The sequence below is a fragment of the Algoriphagus sp. genome (assembly GCF_039969895.1).
Lineage (GTDB): Bacteria > Bacteroidota > Bacteroidia > Cytophagales > Cyclobacteriaceae > Algoriphagus.
Window position 1 is genome coordinate 173467 of record NZ_JBDVMZ010000003.1, and the last position, 21811, is coordinate 195277.

18 protein-coding genes are annotated in these 21811 nt (G+C 41.2%); 11 read left to right on the forward strand and 7 right to left on the reverse strand.

Annotation, left to right across the window (positions count from 1 at the left end):
- Positions 1 to 27 precede the first annotated feature (27 nt).
- Both ABJH64_RS00780 and ABJH64_RS00785 read right to left on the reverse strand, forming a co-directional pair.
- Positions 28 to 618, reverse strand: a complete 591-nt coding sequence (locus ABJH64_RS00780; RefSeq protein WP_348275171.1) for a hypothetical protein — start codon at positions 616 to 618, stop codon at positions 28 to 30.
- Positions 605 to 1114, reverse strand: coding sequence for a sigma-70 family RNA polymerase sigma factor (locus ABJH64_RS00785; RefSeq protein WP_348275170.1), 510 nt, complete (start codon positions 1112 to 1114; stop codon positions 605 to 607). The genes ABJH64_RS00780 and ABJH64_RS00785 overlap by 14 nt, the downstream gene beginning before the upstream one ends.
- Positions 1115 to 1404: 290 nt before the next feature.
- Here ABJH64_RS00785 and ABJH64_RS00790 point away from each other — a divergent pair, with 290 nt between their 5' ends.
- From ABJH64_RS00790 to ABJH64_RS00810, 5 genes are all read left to right on the forward strand, one after another.
- Positions 1405 to 2379, forward strand: coding sequence for a GSCFA domain-containing protein (locus tag ABJH64_RS00790; RefSeq protein ID WP_348275169.1), 975 nt, complete (start codon positions 1405 to 1407; stop codon positions 2377 to 2379).
- A 178-nt stretch (positions 2380 to 2557) separates the two neighbouring features.
- Entirely contained in the window at positions 2558 to 4585 is a 2028-nt protein-coding gene (locus ABJH64_RS00795; RefSeq protein WP_348275168.1) for a thioredoxin domain-containing protein, read from the forward strand.
- A 3-nt stretch (positions 4586 to 4588) separates the two neighbouring features.
- Positions 4589 to 7108: a primosomal protein N' gene (gene priA / locus ABJH64_RS00800; RefSeq protein ID WP_348275167.1), complete on the forward strand. Its 2520-nt coding sequence runs from the start codon at positions 4589 to 4591 to the stop codon at positions 7106 to 7108.
- 105 nt (positions 7109 to 7213) lie between these two features.
- Complete coding sequence (locus tag ABJH64_RS00805; RefSeq protein ID WP_348275166.1) at positions 7214 to 7486, forward strand: DUF6364 family protein; 273 nt, start codon at positions 7214 to 7216, stop codon at positions 7484 to 7486.
- Entirely contained in the window at positions 7470 to 7883 is a 414-nt protein-coding gene (locus tag ABJH64_RS00810; RefSeq protein WP_348275165.1) for a PIN domain-containing protein, read from the forward strand. Before ABJH64_RS00805 ends, ABJH64_RS00810 begins: the two co-directional genes overlap by 17 nt.
- 66 nt (positions 7884 to 7949) lie before the next feature.
- Here the strand turns inward: ABJH64_RS00810 and ABJH64_RS00815 are convergent, their stop codons facing one another.
- The gene (locus ABJH64_RS00815) at positions 7950 to 8789 is read right to left on the reverse strand and encodes an alpha/beta hydrolase (RefSeq protein ID WP_348275164.1); all 840 of its coding nucleotides are present in this window, start codon (positions 8787 to 8789) and stop codon (positions 7950 to 7952) included.
- Positions 8790 to 9013: 224 nt separating this feature from the next.
- On the opposite strand from ABJH64_RS00815, the gene purN reads away from it, so the two are divergent.
- The 3 genes from purN (at position 9014) to ABJH64_RS00830 (ending at position 11336) form a co-directional block, all read left to right on the forward strand.
- Complete coding sequence (purN, locus tag ABJH64_RS00820) at positions 9014 to 9571, forward strand: phosphoribosylglycinamide formyltransferase (RefSeq protein ID WP_348275163.1); 558 nt, start codon at positions 9014 to 9016, stop codon at positions 9569 to 9571.
- Between the two features lie 86 nt (positions 9572 to 9657).
- Complete coding sequence (locus ABJH64_RS00825; protein WP_348275162.1) at positions 9658 to 10023, forward strand: DUF2200 domain-containing protein; 366 nt, start codon at positions 9658 to 9660, stop codon at positions 10021 to 10023.
- 326 nt (positions 10024 to 10349) lie between these two features.
- Entirely contained in the window at positions 10350 to 11336 is a 987-nt protein-coding gene (locus ABJH64_RS00830) for a bestrophin family ion channel (RefSeq protein WP_348275161.1), read from the forward strand.
- Between the two features lie 134 nt (positions 11337 to 11470).
- On the opposite strand, the gene ABJH64_RS00835 is transcribed toward ABJH64_RS00830, so the two are convergent.
- The 3 genes from ABJH64_RS00835 to ABJH64_RS00845 form a co-directional block, all read right to left on the reverse strand.
- Positions 11471 to 12166 carry a head GIN domain-containing protein gene (locus ABJH64_RS00835; protein ID WP_348275160.1) on the reverse strand — a complete coding sequence of 232 codons (696 nt, stop codon included), beginning with the start codon at positions 12164 to 12166 and terminating at the stop codon, positions 11471 to 11473.
- A 232-nt stretch (positions 12167 to 12398) separates the two neighbouring features.
- Positions 12399 to 14837 (reverse strand): FtsX-like permease family protein, encoded by a 2439-nt coding sequence (locus tag ABJH64_RS00840; protein WP_348275159.1) that lies wholly within the window; start codon positions 14835 to 14837, stop codon positions 12399 to 12401.
- Positions 14838 to 14985: 148 nt separating this feature from the next.
- Positions 14986 to 15675 (reverse strand): head GIN domain-containing protein, encoded by a 690-nt coding sequence (locus ABJH64_RS00845; protein WP_348275158.1) that lies wholly within the window; start codon positions 15673 to 15675, stop codon positions 14986 to 14988.
- A gap of 336 nt (positions 15676 to 16011) precedes the next feature.
- Here ABJH64_RS00845 and ABJH64_RS00850 point away from each other — a divergent pair, with 336 nt between their 5' ends.
- From ABJH64_RS00850 to purH, 3 genes are all read left to right on the forward strand, one after another.
- On the forward strand, positions 16012 to 17949 hold the full coding sequence (locus ABJH64_RS00850) for a tetratricopeptide repeat protein (RefSeq protein WP_348275157.1): 1938 nt from the start codon (positions 16012 to 16014) through the stop codon (positions 17947 to 17949).
- A gap of 121 nt (positions 17950 to 18070) precedes the next feature.
- Complete coding sequence (locus ABJH64_RS00855; RefSeq protein ID WP_348275156.1) at positions 18071 to 19279, forward strand: glycoside hydrolase family 18 protein; 1209 nt, start codon at positions 18071 to 18073, stop codon at positions 19277 to 19279.
- Between the two features lie 134 nt (positions 19280 to 19413).
- Positions 19414 to 20940: a bifunctional phosphoribosylaminoimidazolecarboxamide formyltransferase/IMP cyclohydrolase gene (gene purH / locus ABJH64_RS00860; RefSeq protein WP_348275155.1), complete on the forward strand. Its 1527-nt coding sequence runs from the start codon at positions 19414 to 19416 to the stop codon at positions 20938 to 20940.
- Positions 20941 to 21388: 448 nt separating this feature from the next.
- Here the strand turns inward: purH and ABJH64_RS00865 are convergent, their stop codons facing one another.
- Positions 21389 to 21631 (reverse strand): hypothetical protein, encoded by a 243-nt coding sequence (locus ABJH64_RS00865; RefSeq protein WP_348275153.1) that lies wholly within the window; start codon positions 21629 to 21631, stop codon positions 21389 to 21391.
- Positions 21632 to 21811: the final 180 nt, after the last annotated feature.

A 21811-nucleotide genomic window follows, 5' to 3' on the forward strand; every position in this document is an offset into this window, starting at 1 on the left:
GAGCTGCTCAACACAGCTCCTTTTCATTTACTCCATTTCTTGAAGCATTTTTTCAGAAGAAGCGATTACTTTTTTATATTTTTTCAGCACCCAACGACTCAGTACATACATCAATACCGGACCTGTGGGGATAAAAATAATCCAAAACAAAGGATCTGAGACACTATCCGAACCAGTCAATTCCGCATAAGGTGGCAACATGGTGAACATAAGAATTGCTCCGAAGATGATGGCATAGTGCTGTGATTTGAGAAAGCGAATTTTACTATCCGTAAACTTTTGCAACAAAACCTTCGGTGGATGCAAATCCAGACGCAATCTCCTCATATGTCTGATCGCAGTAAGACTAGACACAGGAAGTACTATCATGATGAGCACACTTATCAATGCAAAAATCTGATTGTACCAAAGCTCCAACTCCGAAAAATGTGACAACAAATACATTGCGTAACCTATACAGACTAGTGAGCCTATAATTTCAGGAATCCTTATCCCATCTAACTTATTCCTGAATTTCTGCTTAGTGATCTGCAACAGAATTTCCTTTTGAATTTTATCTTGTTTTTCGACTTGCACACTGAGATCTGCCCAGAGGGATTTCATTTCATCGAGTTCCATATTCCATTGATTTAGGATTCATTTCTGATTTAAGTTTTTGCCTGATTCTGGACATTCTTGTTCCTACATTGCTCACCGAGATTCCGGATATCTCAGCGATCTCTTCGTAGGATTTATCTTCCAGAAAGAGAAAAATGATGCCTCGATCCAACAGATTCAGTTTCCTGATCTGGGTGTAAAGCAGTTGGATTTTCTCTTCAAGTTCAGAATCAGTTGACTCGGAAAACTGTATAGTCACCTGGTCAAAAGGCAGGGTATTCAACTGTTTCTTGGATTTATTCAAATGAGTAATAGCCGTATTCATCCCTACCCTATAGAGCCAGGTGCTTGGCTTGGAAGCTTTCTTGAAATGATCAAAAGACTTCCAGGTCTGATACACGATCTCCTGATACAGATCATCCTGTTCGGCTTTTTCCTTCGCATAGATCGTGGCGACTTTATAGATCAGCCCTTGATTGGCATGGATTAGATTGACGAACTCTTCCTCTTTACTCATTTGATTTCATTTAGCTCATTAGTCTCTGATCTAGGAGAAAAATCACAGAATTGCCGGAAAATTTTTATAAAAGTTGACAAAAATAGCGGATTAGCCGTTCGTGATGACATAAACGACGGCAAAGCACTGTAGCCTATCCTATTCTATTGCTAAAGTGCAGCTTATGGAGGGACAGAACAGCTACATAGCTATTTTAGACAAATACAAAAAGGACTGCTGTAGGCTCTGCGAATTCCTCCGTACACATTGCGGTAAGAAGATCATTCGATCACAAATTGTTAATTTCGGGGATGCAATGGTCCACCGAATTCACGATTCCAGAATCCAACTTCCCTATCTCCCATCAAAGCAAAATTCTAAGTATGGGTTCCTGTTTTGCGCAGATGATAGGTCAAAAAATGATAGACACAAAGTTCGACTGCCTGGTCAATCCATTCGGCACGATCTTTCATCCTATGATTCTCGGCGACCTGTTGGACCATGCACTTTTTCAAGACAGCATCGAAGAAGATGGAATACTAGAGCGCGACGGTTTGTTTTATTATTTAGGTGCCCATTCTGACCTTTATGCTACTTCACCTGAGGAGCTGGCCCAAAAATATGCTACCCAATTAGCCAAAATAAAAGACTACCTGGATAATGGCACTCACTTGATTTTGACCTTAGGAACTTCGTGGATTTACGAAACTGAGGAATTTGGAAGAGTTGCCAATTGCCACAAACTTCCGCAAAGGCACTTTAGTAAAAAACTCGTTTCTCTGGAAGATATGTACCAGCACTTTAGCCACATTTTTGGCAATTTCTCGCGAGTTTATCCAAACTTAAAAATCATCCTGACTGTCAGTCCTGTCCGACATATCAAAGATGGAATTCCGGAAAATCAACTCAGCAAAAGCCAACTTCGGGTGCTTTGCAGTCAACTGGAAGGTCGTTTCCCTGCCGTTTCGTACTTCCCAGCCTACGAGGTGATGATGGACGAATTACGTGATTACCGTTTTTATAAAAAGGATTTAATCCATCCATCCGAAGAAGCCGAAGATTATATCTGGGAAAAATGGAAAAAGTCATATTTCAGTAAAGAAACACAAACCAAAACGGAAGAACTTCGAAAAATCAAACTCGAACTAACCCATAAACCATTAAATACTCGAAGTGAAAGCCACAGGAAATTTCAACAGAATCTTCTACAGAAGCTGGAACGATTGAACCGAGAATTTGATTTTTCAGAAGAGATCGAGATGGTTCAAAAACAATTTGAAATGTGATCTATTTTCGATTTACGACTTAAAGCTTAGCATTGTCCACAACTTATACCGTCTGCCATTTCTAGCCTAAAAACCTGTGTCTTGCTGAATAAGACTTTACAACCTTGCCACTTTCCAACTGTTCTACAATCCTTTTATAATTTTTCAATCTTCAAATTTTAAAATATTCCAATAAAAAATGTCCAACCGCCTCCTACACTCCCAATCTCCCTACTTACTCCAGCACGCTCACAATCCCGTGGATTGGTTTCCATGGGGAACTGAAGCTCTGGAGAAAGCCAAAACCGAGAACAAGCCGATTTTGGTATCTATTGGCTATTCGGCTTGTCACTGGTGTCACGTGATGGAGCGAGAGAGTTTTGAGGATGAAGCCACTGCAAAAATCATGAATGCACACTTCGTATGTATCAAGATCGACCGAGAAGAGCGTCCTGACATCGATAATATCTACATGGAAGCCGTGCAGGCCATGGGATTGCAAGGTGGATGGCCGCTGAATGTATTCCTGATGCCTAATCAAAAGCCATTTTATGGAGGAACTTATTTTCCGAATCAACAATGGAAGGGACTCTTATCAAACATCGCAGATGCCTTCGAAAAGCATGAGGATCAATTGGCTGAAAGCGCAGAAGGCTTTGGTACAAGTCTGAACAGAAAGGAAACCGATAAATATGGAATCTTAGCCGGGAATCGGGAATTGGATCCAGATGAACTGGCAGAGATTGCTACTAAAGTTATTTCTCAATTCGACAGTGAATGGGGTGGAATGAATCGGGTTCCTAAATTTCCCATGCCTGCGATCTGGCATTTTATGCTTGACTATGCCGTCCTAAGCAAAAATAATGGAATGATGGAAAAAGTCTTTTTCACCTTGAAAAAGATTGGAATGGGTGGAATCTACGATCAGTTGCGAGGTGGATTTGCTCGATATTCGGTGGATGGTGAATGGTTTGCACCGCACTTCGAAAAGATGCTATACGATAATGGGCAGTTGCTTGAATTGTATGCAAAAGCTTATCAACTAAGTGGAGATGAGTTCTTCAAAGAAAAAGTAACCGAAACGGTCGCATGGCTGGAGGCTGAAATGCTCAACGGCGAAGGAGGTTTTCATTCAGCTCAAGACGCAGATTCGGAAGGTGTGGAAGGAAAATTCTACGTTTGGACCTATGAGGAGTTGAAGGATTTGATACCAAATGAAATGCCTTGGTTGAGTAAACTTTACAACCTCAAACCTAGTGGGAACTGGGAAGATGGAGTGAATATTTTGTTTCAAACTGAGCCCGACCAAGCTATTGCTGAAGAATTTGGGATGAACGATGAAGACTTTAAAATAAAGCTGAGAGGAATAAAAAACCTTCTTTTGGAAGTTAGAAACAAGCGAATTTATCCTGGAAAAGACGATAAAATTCTCAGTGGTTGGAATGGGTTAATGAGCGCTGGGTTGATTCAGGCTTATTATGCCACTGGCGAAAAAAGCATGTTGAATTTGGCAATAAAAAACCTGGAATTTCTTGAAGACAGGCTTCTAATTAACGGCGTTTTGCACCGCGCTTATAAAAACGGAAGCGCCTATACTCCTGGGTTTTTAGAAGATTATGCTGCAGTGATTCGAGCGTCTTTGATGGCTTTTGAAGCCACGGGGAATGCCAGATGGTTAGATTTGGCGAGATCACTTACTGACTTCTGCCTGGCAGAATTTTATGATGGATCAGATGGTTTTTTCTTCTTCAATAATCCAAAGGCTGAAAAACTGATCGCGAATAAAAAAGAGCTTTTTGATAATGTAATTCCTGCTTCAAATTCGATCATGGCGAGAAATCTTCACCGGCTATCGCTAGTTACTTACGAGGAAAAATACACGGAAATTGCCAGCAAAATGCTAGGAGGCATGAAGGAACTGATCATTAAAGAACCCGGCTTCCTATGCAATTGGGCGAGTTTATTCATGGAGAAACTAGTCCCAACAGCTGAAATTGCCATAGTTGGAAAGGGGGCTGAGGAAATGGTTAAAAAATTCCAACAGAACTACTCCCCCAATAGGATCTTGGCCTTTTCAGAAAATTTGACAGAAAATGCCCCAATTCTTTCAGACAAGACACCTGATGCGACTGGAAATGCCTTAATTTATGTATGTTTTGACCATGCTTGCAGAAAGCCAGTCAGCACCTACGAAGAAGCCATTTCACAACTCCCCTATTTAGCCTAGTCCTTGGAAAGCCTTTTTTCAGATCAAGATTTATATTCATCCCGAAGCGGAAACAATTTCGCAGATATCATACTGCCCGTTCCCATTCCACGCATGTTTACCTATAGCATCCCCTACTCTATGCAGTCGGAGATCAATCTTGGTGCACGGGTGATTGTGCAGTTTGGAAAGAAAAAAGTCCTCACTGGAATTATAGGGAAAGTTCATAACAAGCCGCCGCAGGCTTATCAAGCCAAGCCAATTCTCGAAGTGCTAGATGATACCCCGAGTGTGAATCCTCTTCAAATCCGCTTTTGGGTATGGATGGCCGAGTACTACTTCTGTCATATCGGAGAAGTGATGCATGCAGCGCTGCCTTCTGGTCTTCGCCTGAGTAGTGAAAGCAAGGTGCAGCTCAATCCCAATTTCGATAGAGAAACAAGTAAATATCCACTGGATGATCGGGAGATTCTGGTTTTAGATGCGTTGGAATCCAAACCTGAGATGTCCTACGATGACTGCGAAAAAGTGCTGTCAATCAAAAGTATTCACCCAATTCTCAAAAGTCTGGTAAAGAAAGAAGCCATCCTGATTTTTGAAAAAGTTCAAGAGAAATATACTCCGAAAGTAGAAACTAGAATCCGCCTAAAGCTTGAAATAGCAAGTGATAAAAATGCTCTACAGGGACTTTTTGAAGGGTTGGCTGGCAAACCAAAACAGGAATCCATCCTACTGAAATACCTCCGCGACGTGCCAGTCTTGAAGTTGCCTAAGTCCAACATCCATGGCGTGGATAAAGCGCGACTTTTAGAAGAAGGCGACTCTGAAAGTTCACTGAAAACGCTGATCAAAAACGAGATTTTCGAATCCTTCAAAGTCGTCGTGAATCGGATCCCAGAAGAAGAACCTGAGTCCGAACGTGCTACACTTTCCACGAGTCAGCAGGCTGCTTTTGAAGAAATCAAGCATCAATTTGAGAACAAGCAATCCGTGCTACTTCATGGTGTCACAGGCAGTGGGAAGACTGAGATTTACATTCAGATGATTCAGGAAGTAATGGATTCTGGTTCTCAGGTCTTGCTTCTTTTACCCGAAATCGCCCTAACTACACAAATTGTTTCCAGGCTGAAAAAGGTTTTTGGTAGCAAAATGGGCGTGTATCATTCGAAGTATTCGGATAATGAACGCGTGGAAGTTTGGAATGGAGTTTTGAGTGGAAGATTCTCTTTTGTAATAGGCGTGAGGTCTTCGATTTTCCTACCGTTTGATAGTTTGGGGCTGATTATCGTGGATGAGGAGCATGAGTCCAGCTATAAGCAATTTGATCCGGCACCGAGATTTCAAGCGAGAGATGCAGCAATTATGCTCGCCTATTTTCATCAGGCCAGGACCTTGTTAGGGTCGGCGACTCCTTCGTTTGAATCCTATTTCAATGCCAGTCAGGGGAAATTCGGATATGTGGAATTGACACACCGATTTGGAGATGCGAGCATGCCTCAGTTTCATTTGGCAGATTTAGCGGGTGACAAACGTAAAAACCTACTCAAATTAGACACTACCCGAGTTTTGCGCGAGCGAATTCAAGAAGCACTTTCTAAGCAAGAGCAGATTTTGATCTTTCAAAACAGAAGAGGCTATTCACCCTACATTCAATGCGAAGACTGTGGCTGGACCGGCCAATGCGTACAATGCGATGTCAGCTTGACTTATCATCAGTTTTCCGAAGAACTCCGCTGTCACTATTGTGGATACAAAGAAAAATCTCCTAGTGCCTGTCCTGCTTGTGGAAGCACGCAACTGACCACGATGGGCATGGGGACTGAGCGAATTGAGGAATCGCTAAGTTTGCTTTTTCCAGAAGCCAGAATCGGCCGAATGGATCTGGATACTACTAGAAACAAACATGGCTATCAGCGTTTGTTGGATGAGTTTGGTTCAGGGAATCTGGATATTTTAGTAGGGACTCAGATGATCACCAAAGGGCTAGATTTTGGTAGAGTCACCGTGGTTGGAATTTGGGATGGAGACCGGATTATGAATTTCCCTGACTTCCGAGCTGGAGAAAGAGCCTACCAACAAATAACGCAAGTGGCTGGACGAGCAGGAAGACGAGAGGCTCAGGGTCAGGTAATTTTGCAGACAAGAGATCCCGAAACGTCCCTTTACAGGCAAGTGATAAAGGGCGACTACTTCGAGTTTTTTAATCAGGAGATTCATGATAGAAAGAAATTCTATTATCCTCCTTTTGTGAAACTGGTGAAAATCACTACCCGACACACCGACTACAAAGTGGCGGAAAAAGCTGCACTCAATCTTCATCATGGAATGGCAGAAATCCCGATCAAGAAAATTGTTTTAGGTCCAGAAAAAGGCATCATCGCAAGAATCAAAAACCAATATCAATTTGAGAGTTTGATCAAGCTAGACCGTGGGAGCAACACCGGGGTGGTCTTCAAGGAAAATCTCTGGAAAATAACTGAGGAGCTTAAATCTAGACCAGAGTTCAGATCAGTGAGATTCGTGGTGGATGTAGATCCGAGTTGATTTTAAATTGGAAGATTGAAAAATTGGAAGATTAGGCGGAAATATCAAAGCTATGTAACCTCATTATATTCATGCGTATAATTTGAATTTCATGCGCATAGAATTATGAAGAAGCGACTCAATATTACGATCGAAGAAAACTTATTAGACAAAGTCAAAACTTACGCGATTCAGAATGAAACAAGCATTTCTAGTCTGGTTGAAGAACATTTTGAGGCATTAGTTAAGCCAAAGCCTAAGTTAAAAAACGGGATGAGTTTGGTGGAATACATGAAATCATTGCCGAAATCAAAAGTAGAATATCCAGAAGGATATGACTGGAAAGAGGAGTATCAAAAGGCAAAAGCATTAAAAATGGGCTATGAAGATCTTCTTTGATGTCGATATTTTACTCGATTTTTTCTTGGAAAGAAGTCCAAAACAGGAGTTAATAAATTCGATTTTTGAGAAATTAGACACGAATCAATTTCAAGGGTATGTGACCATTTCAGTTATTCAGACTTGCGCATATTATCTTAAACAAGCCAAAGAACTGGCTGTTTCTAAAGAAATAATTAGTGTGATTTGTGAGAAATTCACTTTGATTGAGGGAGATGCCAATTCTGTTATTTCAGCAATTCATTCCAATCATACAGACATTGAGGATTCCATTCATTATTACATTTGCCTGAATCATCACATGGATGGCATCCTCACATCAGACAAAGATTTCCTTAAACTCTCCAACCACTATCTGCCAGTGATTACTCCTGAAGAGTTGATAAACAGAATCTAGCACTAATAAATCAGCGCCCATCCGCATATTTTTTAGCGAGAATCTGCGGGAAAACACACCCTCAAATCAATTCTCCTCAATAAACCCCAACACATCCTTATACACTTTTCCTGGTGTCCACAGAAACTGCGTGATCATCGGAATATGCTTCTTCTTAGGGTAAATTTTCACCGTCACGTCTTCTATCCCTTTTTCTTCCACACGCTTCATAAATCGCTCCCGACTGCTTCGAATGCTAGGATAGGTCCGCTCGCCTTCCAAAATCAACATAGGAGCTAATGCATCTGTGAGATAATACATCGCTGAATATTCCTTCCAAATAGCAGGATCATTGGTAAAAGCATCTGTGTACTTTTTACCTTCTCCCTCACTAGTTTCTTGCAAATAGCTATACATATCCAAGCCAGCTGCATCTATCAAAATCGACCCAGCCAACTTTTTATCATTCTTTGAAGGCTCCAACTCATCTTCCTTCACAGCAATCAGAGAAGCCAAATGCCCACCAGCAGAATGCCCTGAAACGAAGATCCGATCTGGATCACCTCCGTATTGCTTGACTTGGTCTTTTGTCCAGTTGACAGCTTCCAAAGCAGCGGCCTGCATGGCTGGAACTTGGTAATCAGGTGACAAGGGATAATCTGCTATGACCACAATTACATCTCTTCTAGCCAATCTATTTCCCAGGAAATGATAGGTCTTCTTTGCGCCGCTTTTCCAACTTCCCCCATAGAAAAAAACCAACACCGGGAGATTCTCAGCTTTTTTGGGTGCATATACATCCAGCTGTTTAAGTGGTAAATCTGCATTGGAATCGGTATAGGTGATGTTTTTGCTTCGATGAACTGATCGAAAAGCACAGCTGCTTGCTGTAAAAAAAATGGCAAGGAAAAGGAATAATTTGCTCATAGAAATCTTGTTTACCCAAGAAACGAAGCTAAAGCCGTAATAGACCAAAACCTAAGGAAATAAACCTAAGGTTATGTTGAAAAGTAGCCGTTCTGTTTAGTCTCATTCCTGAAATCTAGTTAGCAGTTTGCCGAAAAAGTGCTATGGCTAAAAACCCAAGATGCTTTCATGCCATTGCGAGAGAAATCCTTTAATTTCGCAGCAACCCACCAAAATCGCTACCCTTGAAACGACTCGCAATCTTAGCCTCAGGTTCTGGCAGTAATGCAGATAAAATCATGGCACATTTTCAACAGTCAGAAAAAGCTAAAATTGCCTTGGTTGCATCCAATAAGGCTGATGCTTTTGTATTGGAGCGCGCAAAAAAATTCGAGGTTCCGACCTATACCTTCTCCCGAAAGGATATGGAAGCTGGGGTTTTGCTGGAGAAACTAAAAGCAGAAAACATCGATTGGGTAATCCTAGCAGGCTTTTTACTGAAAATCCCCGTAGCGCTCACCAGAGCTTTTCCAGATCGAATGGTCAATATACACCCAGCTCTTTTACCTAAATACGGCGGAAAAGGAATGTACGGAAGCCATGTCCACGAGGCAGTCAAAGCGGCTGGCGAAACCGAAACAGGCATCACCATTCACTTAGTCAATGAAAATTATGACGAAGGAAAGATCGTTTTTCAAGCCTCCACTCCACTCACTTCTGAAGACACACCTGATTCTATTGCGGAGAAAGTGCATGCCTTAGAGCACAAGCATTTTCCAGAAGTGATCGAAGGATTGCTTTAAGCTCTGATAAACTCGCAAATCCTACCTTGTGGACCTGAACTAAGGAAAGACATGTCTAAGAACGTTTTAGCCAAACATATCAACCTATGACTAGCACCAGCCACCACGATGAGAAAATAGCTAAAATGACTTTCGCCTCGGTCTATCCGCACTATGTCACGAAAGTCGAGCGAAAAGGAAGAACAATCGAAGAACTGCATCAAGTCATTACTTGGCTGACTGGATTTGATGAGTCAGAAATACGTCATCAGATCGAAGCAAAGTCAAGCTTTGAACAATTTTTTGCGGAAGCAAAGCTACACCCCAACGCTAGCCTAATTACTGGTTCCATCTGTGGCTATAAGGTGCAGGAAATAGAAAATAAACTAACTCAGAAAGTACGCTACCTCGATAAAGTCGTAGATGAATTAGCGCAAGGCCGCAAAATAGAGAAGATTCTCAGGGAGGGCTAAAATTAACGACGAACACCTAGAGGTCTTTCTATTGATTTCCTTCTCTAAACTCACTTTCACGAATAGGCTTGGTAAGGTGTCACGAGCTATAAGGCGTATTGAGTTTCAAAAAATATTGGTATTTGCGAAGCCAGTCTTTGCCTCTTCAAAACTCTCACGATAACCTTCTGTGTTAACTCTAGCCGAATATAATGCACATTTTTTTATCTCTTGAAGCAGTATCTCACCCCTCAGGTGGGCATTTTTCTATCCCGATTCAAAAATCTATTGACCTTAATTAGATAAAATTGGTATCTTTTTGATATTCAACTCAAACGCAAATTTTTATGTACGTAAAGCGGTATTATAGTTTTTGGATGACTGTTCGCTGGTCAAAATACTCTTTGATTTATGGGCTACTTTATTCATTTATTATAGTTGTCCTCTATGAGCTTACGTCTATCCCATTCTCTCTTCCCTGGCAACCTATATCCGTAATTGGTATTGCAGTTGCTTTTTTTCTTGGCTTCAAAAACAACAGTTCCTACGACAGAACTTGGGAAGCACGAAAAATTTGGGGAGCCATCGTCAATGACAGCAGAACTTTTGCGACAGGGATACTCAGCCTTCCCAGTTCCAATATGCCTTTTGAACGTAAAAAGAGAATAATCTACAGACATTTAGCTTGGCTATTGGCGCTCAAGCATGTGATGCGAAACGAAAAGTCCTGGGAACATAATCTCCCGGTACACAAATTGAATTTTATCCCAAATTTCATCAAAGAATATTCTGATGGGATGTTTGCAGAAATCGAAAAATACCTTTCCCAAGAAGAAATAGCCAGCGTAAAGGAGCTCACTAACATTCCTTCCCAACTACTCAAAAACCAAAGTCAGGAAATAGCCAAGCTGTATGAGCAGCAGTTTATTACCGATTATAAGCAGGTAAGACTTCATGAGTTGATTGGGAAGCTGTACACCAACCAAGGGATGAGTGAACGAATTAAAAATTTCCCCTTCCCCCGGCAATATGCCTCCACAGGACTTTGGATTACCTATATTTTTTGTGCGCTGATCCCATTTGGCTTACTTGATATTTTTGCGCAGAGTACTGCGCTGCATTATTGGTTGACTATCCCTTTTTCGGCGATTATTATCTGGACATTCTTTGTAGTGGATAGAATCGGTGATTATTCTGAGAACCCTTTTGAAGGGGGATACAATGATGTGCCTATATCCTCTATTGCCCGCGCTGTAGAAATTGATTTACTCGAAATGCTGGAGGTAGAGAATGTCCCTGCTCCCTATCAAACAGAAAATGGGTTCTTGATGTAAGGAAGTTGAGAGGTAGGAAAGCGGGAAGGTATAGTGCATTATTCAAGAACTTCAGTTTATCCTTTGATTGAAAAAATCGAATAAAAAAATCCCTCAAACGTTCGCTTGAGGGACAAGAATAAGACTGAGTTCTCTTATCTTTTTGTAATGCTGCTGGAGCCAGAAGTTCTGATATTGCCTAGCTGGGGTGAACCCGTGTACGTCACATCTCCAGATCCTGAAGAGCTCACAGATAATTTACCTAGATCACCCACATTAGTATCGCCAGAGCCAGACTTGCCCACGACTAATTCACCAATTGCAAATTTCTCACCCTCGAAATCCCCCGATCCTGACTGCTTGATCTCCGCTTGGTCAGCTGAACCACTTTTGATCTCCAGATCTGCCGAACCAGAAATTCCAACCGATAGCTTCTTTACTTCCAGGTTTTCCATAAGTATATCTCCAGACCCTGAAATTGCTGCATAAAATGAATCCGTAGCTACCGGTGAAGTAACTTCAATAGTCCCAGAACCAGAGCACTTTATCCCCTCTAGTTTTTTATAGGTGATATGAAATTTCAAGCTCACGTTGTTGTAGTTACCCTTCACCAAGCCTACACTGAGCACGTCTCCGTCTATCTCCGTTTTGACTTTGCTTAGCTCCACTCCTTTCGCCTCGATGAGCACTTCTTCTTTATCACCTTCGGTCAAAATCACTTCCCAGCTTCCGCCAGAGTGTACTTTGGTAAAGTGTCCGATAGATCTTGTCTCTGAAGATTGTGCCTGTACGCAAGATGACATTATGAATGCGGTGAGGGCGAATGTTAGGATTTTAATGTGCGTTTTCATGTTGTTGAAGATTGAAAGATTGTAAAATTATAGGATTGGAAGATTCGGTAGTTGGCAAATTCAATGATGGTAAAGCTGTAAACTGTCAATGTAATCAAATTCAAGCCTCCATTAGTAGATGTAGAAAACGTTCAAATGGTTGCACTTGAAAATTTTAAATCTTGATTCTTGATACTTTCTACGTGCTACTTCCTATTTACTACTTGCGACTTTACTCGTAAAACTCTCTTTATCACTCACTCTTTATACTCTTGACCGGATCCGCCCAGGCGGCTTTTAGAGATTGAGCTGTGACTGTGAATGCAGCGATAGCTCCGGCTATCAAGCCAGCCCACAAAAATACTGTCCAGCTGATCCCTGCGGTATAAGCAAAGTCCGCTAGCCAGCTTGACATCCCAAGCCAAGAAATAGGAATGGCGATGAGAAATCCGATTAGTACTAGTTTTAAAAAGTCTTTTCCTAACAAAATCAAAATGCTAGCTGTCTCCGCTCCCATTACCTTTCGAATGCCAATTTCACGCGTACGCTGGGCTGTCGCAAATGTAACCAAACCTAGTAACCCTAAAACTGAGATCAAAACTGCCAATGCTGAGAAGAAGGTGAAAATGGTTTTGACGCGTTGCTCTGCAGCATATTGCTCGTTGAATCCTTGATCTACAAACCTTGGCTCGAAAGGAAATCCTGGTCTTAGTGCCGCCCACTCATCTTTTAAATAAGCCATCGTTTGATTCCTATTCTCAGCGTCAATTTTGATGCTCATTACATTATTGCCAACATTATTCCCATTTGAATTAATCTCAAAAAGGAGAGGAACGATAGGCTGATGTAGATTTTCGAAGTGAAAATCTTTCATCACTCCTGTTACAAATCCTCGCTTAGCTCCGTAGAGAAATTGCTTTCCTATAGCAGCCTCAGGACTTTCCCAGCCTATTTCTCGGATAGCTGTCTCATTCAGAATAAAAGCTTCTGTGGAATCACTCGCGCGAAGCACATCAAAATCTCGTCCTGCAGACAGAGGAATTCCATACGTTTTTAAAAAATTATGACCGACATAAATATTGGCAATCCGAATTTCAAGCTGGGTAAGTTCTCCGTTGATTTCCACAGAAGTGCCTTGATTATCCAGCAATCGGCCAGAGGGAGCTCTGCTAGAAACGGTTACTGCCTGGATTCCTGGCTGATTCTCCAGCCGGTCTTTGATGATCTCATAATTTTGCTCTATAGCCGGACTTGTAGGTAAAAGTACCACATCCTCCTTTTGGAAGCCCAAATCCTTGCTTTGCATGAAATCTAACTGATTCACAACCACCAATACGGCTACAATCAGCACAACAGAAATCGCAAACTGCCCCACCACCAAAACAGAGCGGAAATGCTCATGGTTTTTTCCTGCTTTAAATACACCTTTCAGGACTTTTCCAGGCTGAAAACCTGATAGAAAGAGCGCAGGATAACTTCCGGAAATAAGTCCAACTACTATGACCAAGCCTACTATTCCCAACAAAAACTCTGGGTTTTCGAGAAAATTAAGCGTGAGTTGCTTTTCGGAGAAATCCGAAAAAGTAGGGAGAAACAAATAGACCAACAGCAGAGCAATTCCCATCGATAGGATAGTCAACATAAATGATTCTCCCATAAACTGACGGATCAAACTACCTTTATCAGCACCCATCACTTTGCGCAAGCCGACTTCCATAGATCTCAAGGATGACCTGGCGGTAGAAAGATTCATGAAATTGATACAGGCGATAAGCAGGATAAATAAAGCCACTGCCAAGTAGATATAGACGTAGCCAATGTCGCCGTTAGCTTCGATTTCAGTGTCCAGATTGGAATACAGGTGGATATCTTCGAGCGGCCATAGATACAACTTCGTTCCTTCTGACATGGGCTGTCCAGCTTGGGTTTGACCCATGTATTTATCGATGAGGTTTGGCAGTTTTTCTTCGAAAGCCAATCGATCAACGCCCTCGTTCAGAAGCAAATAGGTAGAAAAACTATTACTTCCATAATTGCTCATAATGGCATCAGGACCTCCATAAAACATCACCACAGGCATCATTGATGCGAAAAAAGTAGGGTGAAAATGAGAGTTGTCCGGAAAATCTTCGAATACTCCTCGGACTTGAAAAGTGAACTTTTGACCGCTAAGTTCTATCAAAAGCTCTTCACCTAATGGTGAACTATCACCGAAATACTTCAATGCAGATGACTGAGAAATAACCACACCATCATTTTGACTCATTGCTTTTTTGGCATCACCTTCTATTACATTGATAGAGAAAATATCAAAAATCTCTGGATCGGCGAAGGTGAAATTATCTTCAATAAACTTAGTGTCGCCCTTGGCTACCAATGGATTTGATTCCAACATTCTAGCAGAATAAGCCACTTCATCTGGATAGTCAGACTTGATCAGCGGCCCAAAAGGTGGTGCAGTATGCCCTAGATGAAGACTTGTCTCTCCATCTGGATTGAACCAGGCTCTGGAAACTCTCACAATTCTTTCGGCATTCTCATGATAGCTGTCGTAGCTAAATTCGTGCTGCACAAACAAAAATATCAACATACTCACAGCCATCCCTACCGCCAAACCAAACACGTTAATAAACATGTAAAGCGGGTTTTTGCGAGTAGTTCGCAGAAGTATTTTAAAGTAGTTCTTGAGCATGATTTGATATTTTTGAATTAAAATTTGTGACTTACAGCCCCTTTGAAAGTGGAAGGCCATTGCGACACTTTTGATCCTTACCTGAGCAAATAGGAATGTCAGGTATTTTTACTATCGGACATTGGTCATCCAACATCCCGCAACAGGACTACTTCTTAATAACTTTCGTGGACCCAAGACTTCCATTATTGATATCAGTAGGGTTTCCACTGTAATACACATTTCCTGAGCCTACAGACCCCACGGTGAGTTCTCCTTCTACGCCAATATGGATATCGCCGGAGCCGGCTTTGCCTATTTTCACATCTCCAGCCATCAGGTCAATTCCTTTGAAATCACCTGAACCTACCTGACCAATGTTCACATCTTTAGCTTTTCCACCTGAAATATTAACTTTTCCAGATCCACTCATTCCTACATTGAGATTTTCTGCTTCCAGATACTCCAGCTCAATATTCCCTGAGCCTGCCAGTCCAACATTAAAGTCTTTGGAAGTCACATCGGACCGAACGATCAAATTCCCAGAGCCAGCTAATCCCAGGCTAGTTAGATTCTTGATGGTGACATAAACCGTAAAATCTCTGTTGTCATCATCGTCATCTTTGAGTTCTATTTCCAGTTTGCCATCTTCCACCTCGGTGATGACTTCACTCAGATCAAATCCTTTTGAGACCAATTTGACTTCGTCTTTAGATCCAGTCGTAATGATTACATCCCATGCCCCTTCGGAATTGACGCCTGTAAATTTCCCGAGGTTTCTGATTTCTGTTTGAGCTTGCGCGGTAGTGCCTAATAGAAAGAGAAAAAAGATGTAGGCAGTGATTTTTGAAAATGTCATAGCGAATTGGGTTAGGTAATTTTTCATTACTTCTTTTCAGAGATTGTGCCAAGGGTAATTGTGCCTTTAAAGCTGTTTTAACACGATTTCAACTACTTATCCTGTCCGAGCTTGACGGTTTTTTGTTCGGAATTGGACATTAAAATCAAAAAATTCAAGCTACTAAACGAAAAATCCCCCACCTGATTAATAGAAAAATATCAGTAATTAATTGGGTTTTATTGATCACCAGAACTGTATTTTTATTTTTAAAATTTGATTTTCAGCCATTCAGGTGCATATTTACCCATTCTTCTCACCACTGCTATAGAGTTATTTTCCTTTTAAAAACCACCTATGCTACCTCACTTCCTGGTTTGGTTGTTCCCAGTTTTGCTTACAGTCCAACAGACGCCAACAGACAGTCTAAGAAACGTAATAGCAAAAACTGATAATGATTCTATCAAAGCTACTACCCTGTTAAATCTAAGTAAACATTATTATCCCTACAATCAGGACACGGCTATCCTTTACGCCAAAGAAGCTATAGAATTGGCAAATGAAAGGGGTTTTACGAGGGTAGAAGCTAATGCTCTTAATATTATAGGGGTTTGTTACTTGATCAAATCTGATTTTGAGAAATCGCTAAGTACTCATTTGAAAGCACTAGATATTAGGGAAACTCTGCAGGACACCGTAGGTATCATCGAATCCACCATGAACCTGGGAAATATCTATTATCGACTTCAAAAACTGGAAAAGGCTGTAGTCCAATATGAAAAATCCTTAAGTCTGGCGCTGTTGATCAATCATGAACGAGCGATGAGCTTGCTATACAATAACCTTGGAAGTTATTATCTCGATCGATGGCTTTCTTTGAAAAAAGAAGAAGATTTCACCAAAACCAAAGATTATCTGGAAAAATCAAAAGCAATCAAAGAAAATCTTAACGATAAACTCAACCTAACCAGCACCTTGGTTCAACTGGGTGAGCTTTATTATGAATCTGGGGATAAACAGAAAGGAATCAGCCTGCTTACCCAAGCACTTGAATTAGCTGAGGAAATGAATGACTGGGAAGGTCGCCTCTCCTCGCTAGGTACTTTGTCAGATTATCATAGAGACAATGGCTCCTTGGAAAAAGCATTGGAATATGCTGCTATGGCTTTTGAATTGGCGCAGCAAACCAGATCGAACTTCCAAATAGGTATAGCAGCCAGTAAAATGGCTAACCTCTCTGCACTGAATAAAGATTTTGAAAAAGCCTATGAATACCAGCTTATAAATGAGGCAAGTAACGACTCCATCTTCAATGATTCTCGGGAAAAAATCCGTGCTGAACTGGAAATCCAATATGAAAGTGAGAAAAAAGAACTTGAAAATCAGAAACTAATCAAAGATCAGGAACTGGCAGAACTATCGATTACCAGGAAAAATGAGTTGCTGATCATCTTTATCATCGTAGCTATTCTGCTGATTGGACTTGCATGGTACCAATTGAAAATCAACCGAAAATTGAGTGCTGCCCACAGAGAACTCAAGGAAACAAACTCAAAAGTACAAGCTCAATATCAGCAAATCCAACAGCAAGCAGCAGAATTGAATAGCACCAATCATGAACTAAAACAAGCCAATAGCTTCAGAGACAAGCTTTTTTCAATTATTTCGCATGACTTGAGAGCACCATTTTCTTCACTTATCACCTCATTGGAGCTGTGGAAATCCGGTGACCTGAGCAAGGAGGAAATAGATTTTGTGCTTTCCTCTATTGCCTCAGATGCAAATGCCGCCTCTAATCTCCTTTCTAACTTACTCACCTGGGCTCGAACGCAGATGAGTTCAGATAAAGTGAAAAAGACAACATTTGAACTTTCAGAACTTATTTCAGAAAACCAAAGCTTATTTGCCAAACAACTTGAGCAGAAAAATCTGAGGATAGAGAACAATATTCCATTTACACTGAAGATCTTTTCGGATAGAGATCGTCTAGATTTCATCATTCGAAATATCCTATCTAACTCGATCAAATTCACTCCAGCGGGTGGCAAAATCACCGTGGATTCCGATCCTTCAAACCCATCTACACTTGTGATCAGTGATAGCGGGATAGGCATGAGTCCTGATCAGCAAGCAAACCTTTTCAATAAAAAACAACACTCCACCTCAGGGACCAATGGTGAAAAAGGGACAGGAATTGGTCTGATGCTATCCAAAGACTTTGCTGACAGCATCGGTGCTGATATTTCCGTCAAAAGCGAAAAAGGTAAATGCACCTCATTTAGAATAGAGTTATAAAAATTTGCCAAAAAGAGAGTTGAAAGCCATACTTTTTGCAATCATCTAATGCCAGATATTTTAATTTAAGTAACTTGAGCTTATTCGAAAATATTAAAAAAGAATTTAACCTGCTCTACTCTTGAATACTTCCAAACTTTCGCTTTTTGCCCTACTTCTCGCTCTTCTAAGTTGCTCTGCTCCAGAAAAGGGAGAGGATTCCGCGCAATCTGATTCCTACACCAATCCTAATCCGGTGATTATGGCCTATTACGTCCCTGAACGCGATTATCAGCCTGAGAAAATACCGGTGGAAAAACTAACTCATATCATTTACTCCTTCACCAAGGTGATCGACGGGGAAATGAAATTCAGTAATGAGGAAGCTGCTGGGCCAAAACTTGAAGCACTGGTAAATCAAAAGGAAAGAAACCCAGACTTAAAGGTGATGATTGCATGCGGTGGATGGGGTGCAGATGGGTTCTCGGATATGGCGCTTACAGAAGAGAGCAGAGCCAAATTCATCAAAAGTGCTTCTGAATTTATCACCAAATACAAACTGGATGGAATGGATATGGACTGGGAATATCCTGGCATATCCGGCGCTGGCACGATGGCTCGTCCTGAGGATACCGCGAATTTTACTGCTTTGATGAAAGGTCTGAGAGAAATGCTGGATAAGTTTGACTCTCCAAAAGTCTTGACTTTTGCCTCTGCTGGCTGGAAACGATATTATGATTTTGTGGATATGGATGAGGTCATGAAGTATGCTGATTACACCAATGTGATGACTTACGATCAGGTTTCAGGTGTATCCATTTACACCGGGCATCACACACCGCTTGGCGATGTGAGCAATGCAGAGATTGCAGGAACTCCCTTTCAGGCACATCTGGATAGCTTATTTGCAAATGGTGACAATCAAGATTCAGATCCCAGATCTGCACAGAAAATCGTTGATTTCCTGATTGAGGAAGGGGTAAACCCAGAACAGATTGTCATTGGCGGAGCATTCTATGGCCGTGTTTGGGCAGGCGTTCCGCCCGTTAATAAGGGTTTGCATCAATTAAGTCGCGGACTTCACATAGGATGGATGGCCTATCACCAGATTCGAGAGAAGTATGAAAAAGACAGCAACTTCGAGCGATTTTGGGATGAAAAAGCAGAGGCGCCTTATATGTATAATGCGGCCGATAGCCTTTTTGTCTCCTACGATGACACGATTTCTGTAGCCCTTAAAACCAAATACGTCATGGAAAAAGGCTTGGGTGGTATCATGTTTTGGGAATTGGGGAACGACACCAAAGAAGAAGGAAGTTTGCTTGATGCTATCTATAAGGCTGCAAACTAAAAGGTTTTTAACATCTCCTTATCCTTTGAAGTAAATGGAATTCGTATTTCGTAAATCAAATTTCTTCTACCTCCCTTCCAAGCAAATTTCTTACCTTTGCCGCTTGCTAAGTTTTCAAACCAACCCATTTCCAAATGGCTACAAAAAAAATAAAATCCGCGTTAATCTCTGTCTTTTATAAAGACAACCTCGAACCAATCATAGCCCTGTTGAAAAAGCATGATGTCACCATTTATTCTACCGGTGGTACTCAGAAGTTTATCGAGGAGCAAGGCGCGGAAGTAACCCCTGTGGAAGAGTTGACCAGCTATCCCTCTATTTTTGGTGGCAGAGTAAAAACTCTTCATCCAAAAGTTTTTGGAGGTATTCTTTACCGAAGAGACAATGAAGGGGATCTTTCCCAAGCTGGAGAATACGACATCCCGGCCATAGATTTGGTGATTGTAGATTTATATCCATTTGAGGAAACTGTAGCTTCTGGAGCATCTGAAGCTGATATTATCGAGAAAATCGACATCGGAGGAATTTCGTTGATTCGTGCTGCCGCCAAAAACTTCAAGGATGTGACCATTATTGCTTCCAAAGATCAGTACACTGAACTGGAAGGAAGACTTACTGCTCAAGAAGGAGCCACTACCCTAGCTGATCGTCGCTATTTCGCGGCTCAGGCTTTCCAGGTTTCTTCCAATTACGACACGCATATTTTCAATTACTTCAACCAGGAGGAGAATATTCCTGCCTTAAAAGTATCTGAAACCAAAGCAAAAGCCCTTCGCTACGGAGAAAATCCACATCAAAACGCCCACTTCTACGGAGACATGGAAGCACTTTTTGATCAGTTGAACGGAAAAGAACTTTCCTATAACAACCTAGTCGATGTGGATGCAGCTGTAAACTTGATCGCAGAATTCAAAGGAGAAACAGCCTTTGCTATCTTGAAGCACACCAATGCCTGCGGCGTAGCTTTGGCTTCAACGGTGAAGGAAGCTTATCAGAAAGCATTTGCGGCAGATACGACTTCAGCTTTCGGAGGTGTATTGATCACTAACCAAACTGTGGATAAAGACGCAGCTGAAGAAATGCATTCCTTGTTTTTTGAAGTGCTCATCGCTCCAGACTTCACAGAGGAGGCTTTGGAAGTCTTGATGGGTAAGAAAAATAGAATTTTGCTAAAGCAGAAAATGGATCTTCCTGGTACTAAGATGATCAAAACGTTATTAAATGGCGTGATCGAGCAAGACAAGGATTTGGCGACAGAAACAAAAGCTGACTTCACCGTTGCTACCAAAAAAGCTCCAACAGAAGCTGAGCAAAATGCCTTGGTATTCGCCGCCAAAATCTGCAAGCACACTAAATCTAACACCATCATCCTTTCCAACGACAACCAAATGTTCTCCAGCGGAGTTGGTCAAACTTCCCGTGTGGACGCATTGCTTCAGGCAATCGAGAAAGCAAAGGCTTTTGGCTTTGATTTGAATGGAGCGGTGATGGCATCGGATGCTTTCTTCCCTTTCCCAGACTGTGTAGAAATCGCTGGAAAAGCCGGAATCACTGCTGTAGTTCAGCCAGGAGGATCTATCAAAGATCAGTTAAGCGTAGATTACTGTGACGCAAATGGCATCGCGATGGTGATGACAGGTGTGAGACATTTTAAACATTAAAATTTGACTAACCTTTGGGGTCTTTTTTAGACCCTGAAGGTTTCAATGGTTTTCACAATCAATACCTTCGAGGTTGAAAGACCTCCAGGGAGACAAAATATCAAGACCTTCGGAATTCAAATTTTCGAAGGTTTTTTTTACATGATTTAAGTTATTGTCAAACCCTTAGAGAACCTGGATTTTTGTAGTTATTCCAGATCCGAAGCACATAAAATTTTGCCCCGTCAATTTTGTAGTATAAAGAAATATGCCTTCTTACAACTGCCTTCCTAACCAATGGAATCTCACAAATTGGGAAAAGGTCATAATTTGTTTGGATCAATTCAATTACTGAATCTATCTCTGCGATTAGATTTCTTGCAGACTTTTCTGACCACTCATTTATTAGATAATTGACATTGCCTACTAAATCAGATTCAGCGTCAACTGTCCATATGATTTCCATAAATTATTCAAAAAGTACCAGAAAAGTCTCTCTAAGGGAACGCATCACTGATTCATGGGACTTAACATTACCTTCTTCAATTTGCTTAAGGCCTTTTTCTATGGCTCTTTTCTCATTTGAACTAAGAGGGTTTACCTCAGACTCTTCATTTTCAATCTGAATAGCTTTAAGCTGATTGATCACTTTAGTGTCATTAATCTTTGACAACCAATGAATCAAATTTATTTTTTCTGCCTGTATATCCATGACTTAAAACGTTTATTCAAAATAACAATTTTTACTGATGTTTTGTGCTAAATCCAGCAAATTTACATGCAAAGATCAATAGAACACGTTAGTAAGAAACTCTGTGATCTACGAGGTAAAAAAGTGAATATTCCAGAAATTTATTGCAGGAAAGAAAGATAAACCTACCCTGTAGAGTTG

Excerpts from the sequence above, each read along its gene's own strand:
- ABJH64_RS00810 (WP_348275165.1), top strand. The coding sequence starts at position 7,470 with ATGAAGATCTTCTTTGATGTCGATATTTTACTCGATTTTTTCTTGGAA.
- ABJH64_RS00780 (WP_348275171.1), bottom strand. The coding sequence starts at position 618 with ATGGAACTCGATGAAATGAAATCCCTCTGGGCAGATCTCAGTGTGCAA.
- ABJH64_RS00785 (WP_348275170.1), bottom strand. The coding sequence starts at position 1,114 with ATGAGTAAAGAGGAAGAGTTCGTCAATCTAATCCATGCCAATCAAGGG.
- ABJH64_RS00790 (WP_348275169.1), top strand. The coding sequence starts at position 1,405 with ATGCAATGGTCCACCGAATTCACGATTCCAGAATCCAACTTCCCTATC.
- ABJH64_RS00795 (WP_348275168.1), top strand. The coding sequence starts at position 2,558 with ATGTCCAACCGCCTCCTACACTCCCAATCTCCCTACTTACTCCAGCAC.
- ABJH64_RS00865 (WP_348275153.1), bottom strand. The coding sequence starts at position 21,631 with ATGGATATACAGGCAGAAAAAATAAATTTGATTCATTGGTTGTCAAAG.
- ABJH64_RS00830 (WP_348275161.1), top strand. The coding sequence starts at position 10,350 with ATGTACGTAAAGCGGTATTATAGTTTTTGGATGACTGTTCGCTGGTCA.
- ABJH64_RS00840 (WP_348275159.1), bottom strand. The coding sequence starts at position 14,837 with ATGCTCAAGAACTACTTTAAAATACTTCTGCGAACTACTCGCAAAAAC.
- ABJH64_RS00835 (WP_348275160.1), bottom strand. The coding sequence starts at position 12,166 with ATGAAAACGCACATTAAAATCCTAACATTCGCCCTCACCGCATTCATA.
- ABJH64_RS00815 (WP_348275164.1), bottom strand. The coding sequence starts at position 8,789 with ATGAGCAAATTATTCCTTTTCCTTGCCATTTTTTTTACAGCAAGCAGC.
- ABJH64_RS00850 (WP_348275157.1), top strand. The coding sequence starts at position 16,012 with ATGCTACCTCACTTCCTGGTTTGGTTGTTCCCAGTTTTGCTTACAGTC.
- purH (WP_348275155.1), top strand. The coding sequence starts at position 19,414 with ATGGCTACAAAAAAAATAAAATCCGCGTTAATCTCTGTCTTTTATAAA.
- ABJH64_RS00845 (WP_348275158.1), bottom strand. The coding sequence starts at position 15,675 with ATGACATTTTCAAAAATCACTGCCTACATCTTTTTTCTCTTTCTATTA.
- ABJH64_RS00805 (WP_348275166.1), top strand. The coding sequence starts at position 7,214 with ATGAAGAAGCGACTCAATATTACGATCGAAGAAAACTTATTAGACAAA.
- ABJH64_RS00825 (WP_348275162.1), top strand. The coding sequence starts at position 9,658 with ATGACTAGCACCAGCCACCACGATGAGAAAATAGCTAAAATGACTTTC.